This is a genomic window from Tsuneonella deserti, from assembly GCF_014644315.1.
In the GTDB taxonomy this organism is placed as follows: Bacteria; Pseudomonadota; Alphaproteobacteria; order Sphingomonadales; family Sphingomonadaceae; genus Tsuneonella; species Tsuneonella deserti.
The window spans coordinates 2,322,932-2,336,127 of record NZ_BMKL01000001.1; the positions used below are offsets into that span (position 1 = coordinate 2,322,932).

Here is a 13,196-nt window from a genome sequence, read left to right on the forward strand (position 1 = left end):
TCCCCAATAGGCCTAAGGCCCTGCGCGCATGACCGTTCATTTCCACGAAGAAGACCTGCCGGCCGGCGTGACGTTCGCCGACGGGCCGATCGCCATCGACACCGAGACGATGGGCCTCGTCACCCACCGCGACCGCCTGTGCGTCGTGCAGCTTTCCGATGGTCACGGCGACGAGCACCTCGTCCGCTTCAACCCGGGCAGCGCGTACGACGCACCGAACCTGAAAGCGCTGGTGGGCGATCCCGATCGCCTCAAGCTCTACCACTACGCCCGCTTCGATCTCGCCGCGATGTACTTCTATCTCGGCGTGATGGCCGCGCCAGTGTTCTGTACCAAGATCGCCAGCAAGCTGACCCGCACCTACACCGACCGCCACGGGCTCAAGAACCTCGTGTCCGAATTGCTCGCCGCCGACCTGTCGAAGCAGCAGCAGCTCAGCGACTGGGGCGGACCGGAACTCAACGAGGCGCAGCGCGAATATGCCGCTTCGGACGTGCGCTATCTGCACCGGCTTCGGGAAGTCCTGACAGGGCGGCTGGAACGCGAGCAGCGGATGGACATCGCCCAGGCCTGCTTCGATTTCCTGCCCACCCGCGCCCGGCTCGACCTTGCCGGGTGGGCCGATCGCGACATATTCAGCCACGATTGAGGCGGACGGGCGTTAGAAGGCTGCCATGGTAATCCAGCGCCGCATCGAGACCCAGGAGGCCAAGGAGCTGCGCAATGCGCGCCGTCACTTCGCCGCGCCCGGGGGGCGGCATGACCGCGTCATCTCCTTCCTCGCCAAGGCCTTGCCGATGGCCATCGGAGTGATCGCCGCGCTGATGGTGGTGACGCCGCTCAGTCCGCGCGGAGAGATCAGCTTCCTGCTCGACCGGACGAAAGTCGCGGTGATCGACGAGCGCCTGCGGGTGGACAACGCGATGTACCGCGGCGCCGACGCCCAAGGGCGGCCGTTTTCCCTTACCGCAGGCGAAGCGGTGCAGAGGTCCGGCCGGGAGGGCATCGTTCGCCTGACCGACGTGGTCGCCCGCATCCTGCTGCGGGACGGACCGGCCAGCGTCCAGGCGAGCGCCGGGCAGTACGATATCCGCAGCGAAGTGGTCAGCGTGCCCGATGGCGTCGTGGTCACCGCAGCCGATGGGTATCGCATGGTTGCCAACGGGGTCAGCGTCGACTTGCTCAACAAGCGGCTCGAAGGAAGCGGCGGGGTGTCCGGGGCGATCCCTGCGGGCACCTTTTCCGCCAACCGCCTGAGCGCCGACCTCCAGGCGCGCACGGTGGCCCTGGCCGGCAACGCGCGCCTGCATATGATCCCCGGCAAGCTGAGGATGCCCTGATGACCCGTTTGACGACCTCTCGCCACCTCGCCACCGCGCTGCGGTGGGGCCTTGCCGGCTTTACGGTCACTGCCGCCGCGATGGCCGGCATCCAGGCGGGCGCGCAGGCGATTGCCGGCCACAATTCCAATGCCCCGGTAAATTACGCGGCAGATCGCATAGAACTGCAGGACAGGCAGAACCGCGTCGTGCTTTCCGGGAACGTCGATATCAGCCAGGCGGGCTTGCGCATCCAGGCCGCGCGCACGCAGGTCAATTATACCGACGCCGGCAGCCTGAAGATCCAGCGCATTCTGGCGACGGGCGGCGTTACCGTTTCGCGCGGTGACGAACGTGCCGCGGGCGAAGTGGCGGTTTACGATTTCAATCGCCGCGTGATCACCATGGCGGGCAACGTACGCCTGCGCCGTGGGAGCGATACGCTCAACGGAGGGCGTCTGGTGATCGACCTGAAGAGCGGGGTCTCAAGCGTGGATGGCAGCGCCAACGGTTCGTCTTCGGTCACGGGAGCGGTGCGCAACACCGGCAGCGGACGGGTCAGCGGATCGTTCTCCGTGCCCCAGAACTAGGCGGGTTTCCTAGAACGCCTGCCGGTGGACCATCACGCCGAGGGTCTTGAGCACGATCAGCGCGTCGCGCCACGGGCTCCAGGTGCGAATGTATTCAAGATCGGCCCGAAGCCGGTTTTCGAGATCCTCCTCCTGCGCGGTCGCACCGCGGTAGCCGCGGATCTGCGCCAGTCCGGTGACGCCCGGTTTCAGGGAATGACGGTGCCAGTAGTCGTCGTTGACCTGCCAGAACAGCTTGTCGCCGGCGTAGGAGCCGATCGCGTGGGGACGGGGGCCAACCATGCTCATCTCACCGCGCAGCACGTTCGCCAACTGGGGCAGCTCGTCGATGCTGGTCCGGCGGATGAAGCGGCCGATGCGCGTGACCCGGTCGTCATCTCGTGAAGCGGACCGCTTTCCGTCCGCGTCGGTGTCGTGAACTCTCATCGAGCGGAACTTGTACATTCCGAAAAAGCGGTTCCCCCGGCCGAGGCGGCGCTGGACGAAGAACACGGGTCCTCCGTCCTCCAGCTTGATGAGCAGCGCCACGAGCAGCATGAGGGGCGCCAGGGCGACAAGTCCCGCCAGCGACAGCGCCACGTCGAAACCGCGCTTCAGGACCCGCTGGCGCAAGCCCAAAGGCCCGGTAGAAACGATCAGCGCGCTCCAGCCGTCCTGAACCGACAGCCCAATGGGCGAAAGGTGTTTCAGCTGATCAGTCACCAGCTCGCCGCGGACGCCCGACGCGCGCAGGATATAGGCCCATGCTCCGCGGGCTTCCTCCTCGCAGCTCACGATCACGCGGTCCATGTTGACGAGATATCGCCCGACCCGATCAAGGGCCTCGGGGTCGTCTACGTCGGGCGCCAGCCCATGCTCGGCGGCGTCGAGCCGAATGGCGTGACCGATGGCAACTTGCGGGCCTCCGGCGTCGATGTGCAGCAAGTTGTTGACCGCCGGACCCCACGAGCGGGCGAACTTGCGGATGACGACCGCCCGGCTTGCGGCGATAAGCAGGCCACTCGCGAAAAACCCGCCGGTGAAGACCACACGCGAAAAGTCGGCGGTGCTCTTGGTATAAAACGTGACGAAGATGAGCAGGCCGCCTGCCAGCGCGAGCGCCCCAAGCGCGCTCTTGGCCGCAAATCGCCAGTCCTGCAGCGACTGAATGGAATAGGCCCGCTGATACAATGCCAAGGTGAGATAAAGCGGCATCAGAAGCTGTGCCTGCAACAGTCCGTACTTCACCGGCTTGAAGTTGAGATAGAGCCAACCAGCTAGGCTGAACGCCGCCAGGATCAGGGCCACATCGAGTAGCAGGAATGCCAAGTAGGCGCGCAATCGTGTCCGCTCGAGCGAGGGAGCCAGCGGCGTAATGGTGAGGGCTCTGCGCAGCCCAGGAGCTAGAGGCGCATTCATGCGAGGGCTCCGTGGTTACCCGGCAATGATAACCGACTCGTTTCCAAAAGGAAATCGATTAAACAATCAGGGATATGGCCGGGTCAGCGGCTGGCCGCACGGGTCAGGCGGGTCAGCGCCTGGGCAATCAATGTCTCGCCCGCGCTGCTGTTGCCGAGCAGCTCGCGGTGGAGGTCTATCAAGCGCGCGACAAGCCTCTCCATCCGCGCACCGCGCCACAGAGCCAGCTGCGCGGCGAGATCCTTTTCGTCCTTCCAGAAGATACGCCGGGCGCGGGCTTCGTTGCTGACAAGAGTCGCAGGGTTTTCGCGTGGTCCCAACCGCGCGTTGAGCTGGGCAAGCTGGGCTACCCGCCGCTCAAAGGCCAGCAACAGGCCCACGGGGTTCAGCGACAATTCGCGCATCCGGCGAAGCTCGTCCGAAAGTCGCGCGCTCTTGCCGCCGAGCACCGCGTTGACGACCGGCATGAACCCGTCATCCTCGGTCCTCGCCCCGACAGCGGCGAACGCTTCGGCATCCCCCGCGACGGGAGCTGACGGGCTAGCATCAAGGTACGTAGCCAGCTTGAGCACCTCGGACTGGGCGAGCCTGCTGTCGAGGCCGGCGGCCCTCGCGATGCGCTCCGCCATGTCGCCGGACAGCTTGAGACCCAACTCGTCGCCCATGGTGCGGACTGCGTCGCGCACTTGCGCAAGGTCGGGCGGCCAGAATATGCCTACCAGCGCGTCGGAGCGCTTTTCCAGCAGTTTGGCAGTGCGCGATTTATCGGTGGCGGACGTGGCGACGACCACGACCGGGCAGGCGGCGCCTTCGCCGGCGTCAATCAAGGCAAGATGGTTGGCGAGCGCATCGAATGCCTCGTCCCCGCTTGCACGCACGAAGATGTGGCGCGCGCCCGCAAAGAGAGAAATCGAGCGCGCCTCGTCGGCGAGAAGCACTGGATCACGTCGGAGATCAGCGCCTACGAGATCGATCCGTTCGCCCGGATCGTCCAGCATGGCGACGGTTCGCTGGGCGGCAGCGGCTGCCCCGGCTTCGTCCGACCCGCAAAAGAAGAACACGCACGCCTGGCGAACCGCGCGCGGGGCGACCGCCTGGAAATCCTTCTGGGTCGCTTTCATCCGTTACTTGGCCGCGCGCAGCGTCAGCGCAAGCCGCGTGGTTATCTGCGACGCCACTTCTCGCGCCAGATTCTCCAGCGCCGTCTGTTCGGCAGCGATGGTCGCATATTCGCTGGAAACGACGTCGATGCCGGCATCGGATCCCGCGGTGGCATCGACGAGGATTTCGCCATCGGCAAGATCGACCAATTGGTAGCGGGCGCGCAGCGTGCGCCGCTCACGGCCGATCGTATCGTCGGAGAGAACGCCCAAGCCCTCGAGCCGGTCGTCGAGCCGGACATCCAGCCTGTACCGGGCTGCCCCGCCATCGGCTGCACCGAGGAGATCGATCAGGGCGTTGCGCACCAGCCAGCCCGATTGCCCCTCGATCGCGGGCACCTCGACCGAGCCAAGCCCCCGCGCCACGGCACCGTTGCCCCCGCCGCCGTACATCGGCTGCAGCCCGCATCCCGCGAGCCCCAGACCGAGGGCAAGAGGCGCAAGAAGGCGAATCATGCGACGATGTTCACCAGCCGGTCGGGCACCACGATCACCTTGCGCACCTGAGCTCCATCGAGCGAACGCTGGACCTTGTCCGACGCCAGCGCAAGCGCTTCGAGCTCGGGCCCCGGCAGGCCCTTGGCCACTGTCAGCGTATCGCGCAGCTTTCCCTTCACCTGGACCGCGATGGTGACTTCGTCTTCCACCAGCATTGCAGGGTCGACATCGGGCCACGCGCTTTCCGCGACCAGCCCGGCGCCGCCCATCGCCGCGTGCAGAGATTCGGCAAGGTGCGGCATCATCGGCGAAATGAGGCGAGGCAGCAGACGGAGCGCCTCGGCCCGGTCGGGACCGGGGGCAGCCCGGTCGATCGCGCCAACGAATTCATAGATCTTCGCTACCGCCTTGTTGAACGCCAGGGCCTCCACGTCGGCGGCGACCCCGGCGATCGTCCGGTGAGTGAGGCGAGCCAGCGACTTGTCCCCTTCGCCCTCCATCGAGGGAGTAGCGCTTGCCAGACGCCACAGGCGCTGCACGAACCGGCCGCATCCTTCGATGCCCGCTTCGGACCACGGCAAGTCGCGCTCCGGCGGGGAATCCGAAAGCATGAACCAGCGCACGGCATCGGCGCCGTAGCGGTCGACCATCGCGTCGGGGTCGACGACGTTCTTCTTCGACTTCGACATCTTGACGACCTTGCCGATCGTCACCGCCGCGCCATCCGCCTTCAGGGTGGCGCCGTTGCCCGAGCGCTCCACTTCTTCCGGTCCAAACCAGACTTCCCGCCCATCGGCCCGGCGCGAGTAAGTTTCGTGCGTGACCATCCCTTGAGTAAAGAGCGAAGCAAACGGCTCGGCGAAGTCGATCATTCCAATATGATTGAGCGCACGCGTCCAGAAGCGCGCATACAGCAGGTGCAGGATCGCATGCTCGATGCCGCCGATGTATTGTTCGACCGGCAGCCACCGGGCGACTTCCTCCTTGTCGAACGGCTTGTCGGCAGGTTGGCTGGCAAAGCGCAGGAAATACCAGCTCGAATCGACGAAGGTGTCGAGCGTGTCGGTCTCGCGGGTCGCCGCGCCGCCGCACGAGGGGCAAGTCGTGTACTTCCACGTCGGATGACGCTCGAGCGGGTTACCCGGGGTCTTAAAGTCGACATCCTCGGGCAGCACGACCGGGAGCTGGTCCTCGGGCACCGGGACGATCCCGCACACTGCGCAATGAATGAACGGGATCGGCGTGCCCCAATAGCGCTGGCGCGAGACGCCCCAGTCGCGCAGGCGCCATACAGTTCGGCCCTCGCCGCGTCCTTGGGCTTCGAGCCGCCGAATCACTTCCTGCTTCGCGTCCTCCACGGACATCCCGTCGAGGAACTCCGAATTGACGAGGATGCCTTCGCCCGATTCGGCTTCGCCCGCAAACGGCTCGCCGGCCTCGTCCGCGCGCGCGGCGACGACGCGCGGGATCGGCAACCCGTATTTCGTTGCGAATTCGAAGTCGCGCTGGTCGTGGCCTGGCACCGCCATGATCGCGCCGGTCCCGTAATCCATCAGCACGAAATTGGCGATGAACACCGGCAGGTATGCGCCAGTGAACGGGTGCTTCGCCCCGATGCCGGTATCGAAGCCTAGCTTCTCGGCTGTCTCCAACTCCGCCGCGGTGGTCCCGCCGCGCTTGACCTGCTCGATGAACCTGGCCGCGTCGCAGTTCATCGCCGCCACGCCCTGGGCCACCGGATGGTCGGGCGCGACCGCAACGAACGTCGCGCCGAAGATCGTGTCGGGCCGCGTTGTGTAGACGGGCAGACTGTCGCCGTTCGACAGGTCGAACGAGAACTGCAGGCCCTTGCTCTTGCCGATCCAGTTCTCCTGCATCAGCAGAACCTTGTCGGGCCACTGGTCAAGCGCGCCCAACCCCTCGAGCAGCTCCTCGGCGAACTGCGTGATCTTGAGGAACCACTGCGACAGTTTGCGCCGCTCGATCGCCGCGCCCGAGCGCCAGCCCTTGCCGTCGATCACCTGTTCATTGGCGAGCACGGTCATGTCGACCGGGTCCCAGTTTACCTCGCTCTCCTTGCGATAGACGAGCCCGGCTTCGTAGAGCTTCAGGAACAGCGCCTGCTCGTGCCCGTAATATTCGGGATCGCAGGTGGCGAATTCCCGGCTCCAGTCGAGCGCAAAGCCCAAGCGCTTCAGCTGCGATTTCATGTGCGCGATGTTGGCCCGGGTCCATCCGCCGGGATGAACGCCCTTTTCCATCGCGGCGTTTTCCGCCGGCATCCCAAACGCGTCCCACCCCATTGGGTGGAGCACTTCATGCCCCGTCATCCGCTTGTAGCGCGCCAGCACGTCGCCCATCGTGTAATTGCGCACATGGCCGACGTGGATTCGCCCCGACGGATATGGGAACATTTCGAGCACGTAGCTCTTGGGCTTGCTGCTCGCGCTGTCGGCGCGGAAGCTTTCCGCCTCATCCCAGGCGCGCTGCCACTTCGTATCGGCGGTGGCGGGGTTGAAGCGTTCCGAAGTCATGCTGCTGCCTTAGCCCTCGCCCTCGGCTTGTCGAAGGGCGACTGACACCGCGAGCGCTTGATAATAGTCCTTTACCTGTCGCTCACGATCGGCGGCAGGTCGCCGTGTCAGCCGGCGATGGCCTGACGGCGCAACTGACGCGCCTTGGTCAGGATGATGTCTTCCAGCTTCTGCACGGTGGCTGCCTGCACCGGAGCATCGACCCATTGGCCGCCTTGCGAAACCTGGCGGCTCGCAGCGACGCGCACCGCGTCGGCGCGCAAGTCCCGATCGAGGATCGAAACCGTCATCTTCACCCGTTCATTGGGATCGCGCGGATTGGTGTACCAATCGGTCACGATGACGCCGCCGGCGCTGTCCGACTGGAGGAGCGGTGCGAAGCTCACCGTCTCAACCGCTGCCCGCCACAGGTAGGCATTGACGCCGATGGTCGTCACCTGGCTTGCAGCGAGATCGGCCTTGGGCCGCTCGTTCTGGGCACCGCAGGCGGCGAGCGCGGCAAGGACGGCAGTCACCGCGACGGCGCGGGTCAAACGGATGGGGCGCGAAATGGCGGTCATGCTCGTGGCAACGTCCTCAATGGTGTCTTGCATCGCCTCTAGTCGGGCCGGGCGGCGCGGGCAAGCATCGCCTCCCATCCCTGCCCACCGGCAGTGAACGCGGTGTGAATCGCGTCGCCGCATGCGGGTGTTGGCTGCATGCAACAGTTCGGTCCGTAAATTTGTCCTGCTTTTGGAATGGCTAGCCAAGTGCTTGTCCTGACTTTACCTATTATCTTGATGGGAAGCATCTCCATTGAGTCGTGTCCGGCAAAAGCCGGGTGACTCAGCGGACGTTAAGGCAACAAGGTCTTTGTTCGCGCGCGGGCAGAGTTTTTGTGTGAGGGACAACAGGTGGCAGGCGCAGGCAGTGCGAAAAGCAGGAAGGTGGTCCGGGAGCGGCTCGCTCCTGCCCTGATCGCTGTCTCGCTCGCGCTGGGTGCGGTCCCGACTGCGGGTCTCGCAGTCACTGCGGTCAGCACGGCACCGGTCGTGGCTTCGAAGTCGATTCTTCCGTTTACTCCCGCCAATGTCGATCCCGCAATTGCGCGCCGGGTCGCAGCCAGCATCGCGGCTCGTGGACAGGAGATGCGGTTTACTCCGGCGGGCACTTCGTTGGAGCGTGACCGCGTCGTTACCGTGGCAATCCGTGTGGACCGCGATGTGGCCCGGGCTATCTCCGTGCGCAGTGCCATCAAGGCGGCCCAGGGCGAGGCTGGCCTGGCGCCCTCGCTCGCCGCGCTCTCACCTGCGCGGGTGAATCTCGGCATCTCGCGCGGCTATCAGAGCTTCGCCAAGCCCAGCGCCCCCGCGCTGGATCTGAAGAAGGTCGACTTGCCCGATCTCGCCAGCTTCCGCCCGCGGGAAGGAGTGAAGGACACCCCGGGACGTCTCCAGCCGCGTATCGCTCTGGAGTCGGAAAGCCGCACCGGACGCAGCCGTGGCACCCTCGAAGGTGCCGGCGAGCAGGCGGTTGATCTTGGCGCGGGTTATCGCCTGTCACGCAACCTCAACCTGACCGCCGGCGTGCGCCTGACTCAGGATCGCGACCGCCTCGCGCCCCTGACCGACGCGGTGCGCGACGATCAGGCGGTTTACGTGGGCACCCAGTTCCGATTCTAGCGGCGCCAGCCCTGACACCATCGCCCCGCCCGGCATCCGCGGCGGGGTTTTTGTTGCGCGAGCAACCCGTTCGCCTAGTCTTCCCTGACAATAGAACAGGATGAGGAGCCGTCATGGCGCGCGTTGCAATTGTCACCGGAGGGACCCGCGGGATCGGCGCTGCAATCAGCCTGGCGTTGATGAAGCAAGGCCGAACCGTCGTCGCCAATTACGCCGGCAACGAAGCGAAAGCCCGCGAATTCTCCGACGCTCACGGGATCAGGGCCTACAAGTGGGATGTCGGCGATCATCAGGCATGTCTCGACGGCTGCGCGCAGGTGACGCAGGAAGTGGGGCCGGTTGATATCGTGGTCAACAATGCCGGGATCACGCGCGACGGGACGCTGGCGCGAATGAACTTCGACGACTGGAACGATGTCATGCGAGTGAACCTGGGTGGTTGCTTCAACATGGCCAAGGCGTGCTTTCCCGGCATGGTTGAGCGCGGCTGGGGCCGGATCGTCAATATCGGAAGCATCAACGGCCAAGCGGGGCAGTACGGCCAGGTCAACTATGCTGCCGCCAAGAGCGGCATCCACGGGTTCACCAAGGCGCTGGCACAGGAAGGCGCGAAGAAGGGCGTGACCGTCAATGCCATCGCGCCAGGCTACATCGACACGGACATGGTCGCCGCCGTCCCCCCGCCAGTGCTGGAAAAGATCGTTGCCAAGATTCCCGTCGGCCGGCTGGGCCATGCTGAGGAAATCGCGCGCGGCGTCGTCTTTCTGACAAGCGAGGACGCCGGGTTCGTCACCGGTTCGACAATGAGTATCAATGGCGGGCAGCACATGTATTGAGGGGCCCGAAGTCCCTGCAAACCGCGGGGTGCGAAGAGGTATCCGAGTGACACTCAGCGAAAACCTTCTCGAAAAAGTGCTCGTCCGTGCCGTCCGCAAGGGGGTATTGGTGGTGACGCGCTCCGATGGCACCAGCCGCAGCTTCGGCACCCCTGTTGCCGGCTATCCCGAAGTGGCGATCCGCCTGTGCGACAAGCGTGTCGCGCGCGACGTGCTGACCGATCTCCGCCTGGGCTTTGGCGAGGCCTACATGGACGGACGGATCGCGATCGAGCGCGGCGATGTCATGCAGCTCGTCTCGCTCATGCGCGCCAACAGCCGCTGGGAGGAGGGCCGCAGCCTTGCGCCACCTTCGATGGGGCGGCGCATCGGTAATCGCATTGTCTCGCTCACGCGTTCGTTCAACGATCCGCGCCGCTCGCGTAGAAACGTCGCGCACCATTACGACATCGGCAACGATCTCTACCGCTTGATGCTCGATGTGGAGCATATGCAGTACAGCTGCGCCTACTGGCCCCGCGACGGGATGACTCTCGGCGAAGCGCAGGAGGCCAAGCTGGCCCATATCGCGGCGAAGCTCCATCTCAAGCCCGGCAACAAGGTACTCGATATCGGATGCGGCTGGGGCGGCATGGCGATCTTCCTGGCGAAACGTGCGGGGGTGGAAGTTCTCGGTATTACGTTGAGCGCCGAACAGCTGGATCTCGCCAGGGAGCGGGCGGCTCAGGCCGGCGTGGCCGACAAGGTCCGGTTTGAACTGGTCGATTATCGCGATCTCGCTGCGAGGGGCGAGCGCTTCGATCGGATCGTTTCAGTGGGGATGTTCGAGCATGTGGGACAGCCTCAGTTCGAAACCTTCTTTCGTGCATGCGCCACGATGTTGGCCGACGACGGCGTCATGCTGCTGCACACCATCGGCCGTTTCGGGACACCTGGCAGGACCGATGCGTTCACGGAGAAATACGTTTTTCCCGGCGGCTACATCCCGGCGTTGAGCGAAACCGTCGCCGCGAGTGAAAAGGTGCGCCTCATCGCCACCGACGTCGAGACCCTGCGCCTGCACTACGCTTACACAATCCATGAATGGTACCGGCGCTGCATGGAGCATCGGCACAAGATCGTTGCGCTCTATGACGAACGGTTCTTCCGCATGTGGACGTTCTATCTCGCCGGGGCGGCGACAATTTTCGAGAGCGGGGGAATGGGCAATTATCAGATCCAGTACGTGAGGAACCGGCATGCGCTTCCCATTGCACGTGGTTATTTGCAGGAAAACGAGCAGGCGCTGCTGACCGAGCATGCCAGCTCGCCTGGTCAGTAGAGCTGCCGGTGGAGGGAACCCCCTACCATCCGCCCGTCAAGCGATCGGTCGAGATCGCAGGCCACAAGACATCGATCAGCCTGGAGCCCTGGTTCTGGGACAGCTTGAGGGAAGCAGCGGCGCAGCGCGGCATGGGGATCAACGCTCTGGTCGCGAAGATCGACGAGGAGCGGATCGCTTCGCCGACGCCGTGCGGACTTGCGGGAGCAATCCGCCTTTGGCTGGTCACCAATCTCCCATGAAAAACGGGCGGAGCCGCTATGGCCCGCCCGCTTCTCGCCCCGTCAGGAGCGATCCAGCCCGTTGCTCCTTCAATAGGTCGCCGGGGGATCGCTGGCGGGGAAGCTTTCGTCGCTCGCCTGGTCGGCCTTGTCCCAATCGCGAGCGGTATCGTCGCGCATTGATTCCGGGCCGGCATTTCGTACTGGAGAGGGTCCACTTGAGGGCTGGCCACCGGCAAATGCGGCGCGCCCCTCATGACCGGCGTTCTTCTGGTAGTATTGATATCCGACGTAGCCGAGGGCGCCGAGCGCCGCGAGTTTCAGCAAGGCCATTGCGAGGTCTCCTTCTTGGCTGATCAACGCCGACGGAGGCAGTCGTTTCCCGCAAATGCGACTCTATTCGTCGCCAACCCGCTCCACTTGGGCGCCGACGAGGGCGAGCTTCTCTTCCAGCCGCTCGTATCCGCGGTCGAGGTGGTAGAGACGCCGCACCTCGGTCTGCCCTTCGGCGGCGAGCCCGGCGATCACCAGGCTCATCGAGGCGCGCAGGTCGGTGGCCATCACTTCGGCCCCGGTCAGCTTGCCGACGCCGTGCACGATGGCGGTTCGGCCCGACGTTTCGATGTGCGCACCCATTCGGTTGAGCTCGGGTACATGCATGTAGCGGTTTTCGAAGATGGTCTCGTGAAGCACGCTGGTGCCCTCGGCGACCGTCAGCAGCGCCATGAGCTGCGCCTGCATGTCGGTCGCCAAGCCCGGATAGGGCGCGGTCGACAGGTTGACTGCGCGCAGCGGCCCTTCCGCAGTGACCCGCACGCCCTTCTTTTCGGCTTCTGCACGTACCCCGATATTGCGCAACGCGTGCAGCGTCGCCGACATATCGTGCACCTCTGCTCCCTCCAGCAGTACATCGCCCCCCGTGATTGCCGCGGCGCAGGCGTACGAACCCGCCTCGATGCGGTCGGCCATTACGCGGTAGGTCGCGCCGTGCAGGCGCCTGACCCCGTGGATCGTGATGTCCGAGGTGCCAATTCCCTCGATCTCGGCTCCCATTGCCACGAGCAGGTTGCACAGGTCGACGATCTCGGGTTCGCGCGCGGCGTTGTACAGGCGGCACGTGCCGCTGGCGAGCGCCGCGGCCATCAGCGCGTTCTCGGTCGCGCCGACGGACACGACCGGAAAGTCGTACTCCCCGCCGGGCAGGCCACCATCGGGGGCGCGTGCCCGCACGTAGCCTTGGGCCAGCTCGATCTCGGCGCCGAATGCTTCGAGAGCTTTCAAGTGCAGGTCGATCGGCCGGTTGCCGATCGCGCAGCCTCCCGGGAGCGATACGGTCGCCTCACCCATCCGGGCAAGCATCGGGCCGAGCACCAGGATCGAAGCGCGCATCTTGCGCACCAGATCGTAGGGCGCGACCGTGCCGGTGATCCGCGTCGCCTCCAGCGTCATGACCCGGCCGAAGTCCTCCGGCCGATTGCCCTGGATCACCGTGGTCACCCCGAACTGGTTCATCAGGTGCTGGAATCCATCGATGTCGGCCAGGCGCGGCAGGTTGCGCAATGTCACGGGCTCATCCGTCAGCAGCGCGCACGGAATCAGCGTGAGCGCGGCGTTCTTCGCACCCGAAATGGGGATGGTGCCCGACAGGCGCTTTCCGCCCTCGACGATGATCTTGTCCATCGGCGACGCTCTAGCGCGATTCGAAAGCGCCGCAAGCG

At 65.1% G+C, this 13,196-nt stretch carries 14 protein-coding genes; 7 read left to right on the forward strand and 7 right to left on the reverse strand.

From position 1 onward, the window contains the following. Positions 1 to 28 precede the first annotated feature (28 nt). The 3 genes from IEW58_RS11490 to IEW58_RS11500 are packed head-to-tail and all read left to right on the forward strand — an operon-like array spanning position 29 to position 1,909. Positions 29 to 649, forward strand: a complete 621-nt coding sequence (locus IEW58_RS11490) for a ribonuclease D (protein WP_188645237.1) — start codon at positions 29 to 31, stop codon at positions 647 to 649. Between the two features lie 25 nt (positions 650 to 674). After that, positions 675 to 1,340, forward strand: coding sequence for an LPS export ABC transporter periplasmic protein LptC (lptC, locus tag IEW58_RS11495; protein ID WP_188645238.1), 666 nt, complete (start codon positions 675 to 677; stop codon positions 1,338 to 1,340). Then, positions 1,340 to 1,909: an LptA/OstA family protein gene (locus IEW58_RS11500; protein ID WP_188645239.1), complete on the forward strand. Its 570-nt coding sequence runs from the start codon at positions 1,340 to 1,342 to the stop codon at positions 1,907 to 1,909. The genes lptC and IEW58_RS11500 overlap by 1 nt, the downstream gene beginning before the upstream one ends. Before the next feature lie 9 nt (positions 1,910 to 1,918). Here the strand turns inward: IEW58_RS11500 and IEW58_RS11505 are convergent, their stop codons facing one another. From IEW58_RS11505 to IEW58_RS11525, 5 genes are all read right to left on the reverse strand, one after another. Beyond that, positions 1,919 to 3,307: an exopolysaccharide biosynthesis polyprenyl glycosylphosphotransferase gene (locus IEW58_RS11505; RefSeq protein WP_188645240.1), complete on the reverse strand. Its 1,389-nt coding sequence runs from the start codon at positions 3,305 to 3,307 to the stop codon at positions 1,919 to 1,921. A gap of 83 nt (positions 3,308 to 3,390) precedes the next feature. After that, the gene (locus IEW58_RS11510) at positions 3,391 to 4,428 is read right to left on the reverse strand and encodes a DNA polymerase III subunit delta (protein ID WP_188645241.1); all 1,038 of its coding nucleotides are present in this window, start codon (positions 4,426 to 4,428) and stop codon (positions 3,391 to 3,393) included. Between the two features lie 3 nt (positions 4,429 to 4,431). Further along, positions 4,432 to 4,923 carry an LPS assembly lipoprotein LptE gene (gene lptE, locus IEW58_RS11515; protein ID WP_229658563.1) on the reverse strand — a complete coding sequence of 164 codons (492 nt, stop codon included), beginning with the start codon at positions 4,921 to 4,923 and terminating at the stop codon, positions 4,432 to 4,434. Then, positions 4,920 to 7,439, reverse strand: a complete 2,520-nt coding sequence (leuS, locus tag IEW58_RS11520; RefSeq protein WP_188645242.1) for a leucine--tRNA ligase — start codon at positions 7,437 to 7,439, stop codon at positions 4,920 to 4,922. The genes lptE and leuS overlap by 4 nt, the downstream gene beginning before the upstream one ends. A 107-nt stretch (positions 7,440 to 7,546) precedes the next feature. Then, positions 7,547 to 7,999 (reverse strand): DUF3576 domain-containing protein, encoded by a 453-nt coding sequence (locus IEW58_RS11525; RefSeq protein ID WP_188645800.1) that lies wholly within the window; start codon positions 7,997 to 7,999, stop codon positions 7,547 to 7,549. 333 nt (positions 8,000 to 8,332) lie between these two features. On the opposite strand from IEW58_RS11525, the gene IEW58_RS11530 reads away from it, so the two are divergent. The 4 genes from IEW58_RS11530 to IEW58_RS11545 all read left to right on the forward strand — a co-directional run bounded on the left by IEW58_RS11530 (position 8,333) and on the right by IEW58_RS11545 (position 11,499). Beyond that, entirely contained in the window at positions 8,333 to 9,100 is a 768-nt protein-coding gene (locus IEW58_RS11530; protein ID WP_229658564.1) for a hypothetical protein, read from the forward strand. A 113-nt stretch (positions 9,101 to 9,213) separates the two neighbouring features. Beyond that, the gene (gene phbB / locus IEW58_RS11535; RefSeq protein ID WP_188645243.1) at positions 9,214 to 9,936 is read left to right on the forward strand and encodes an acetoacetyl-CoA reductase; all 723 of its coding nucleotides are present in this window, start codon (positions 9,214 to 9,216) and stop codon (positions 9,934 to 9,936) included. Positions 9,937 to 9,982: 46 nt separating this feature from the next. Further along, on the forward strand, positions 9,983 to 11,257 hold the full coding sequence (locus IEW58_RS11540; RefSeq protein ID WP_229658565.1) for an SAM-dependent methyltransferase: 1,275 nt from the start codon (positions 9,983 to 9,985) through the stop codon (positions 11,255 to 11,257). 2 nt (positions 11,258 to 11,259) lie between these two features. Continuing rightward, positions 11,260 to 11,499, forward strand: a complete 240-nt coding sequence (locus IEW58_RS11545) for a ribbon-helix-helix domain-containing protein (protein ID WP_188645802.1) — start codon at positions 11,260 to 11,262, stop codon at positions 11,497 to 11,499. A 69-nt stretch (positions 11,500 to 11,568) separates the two neighbouring features. Here IEW58_RS11545 and IEW58_RS11550 read toward each other — a convergent pair whose 3' ends face one another. Further along, positions 11,569 to 11,811 carry a hypothetical protein gene (locus tag IEW58_RS11550; RefSeq protein WP_188645245.1) on the reverse strand — a complete coding sequence of 81 codons (243 nt, stop codon included), beginning with the start codon at positions 11,809 to 11,811 and terminating at the stop codon, positions 11,569 to 11,571. Between the two features lie 63 nt (positions 11,812 to 11,874). Then, positions 11,875 to 13,158, reverse strand: a complete 1,284-nt coding sequence (gene murA / locus IEW58_RS11555; RefSeq protein WP_188645246.1) for a UDP-N-acetylglucosamine 1-carboxyvinyltransferase — start codon at positions 13,156 to 13,158, stop codon at positions 11,875 to 11,877. Between the last annotated feature and the right edge of the window lie 38 nt (positions 13,159 to 13,196).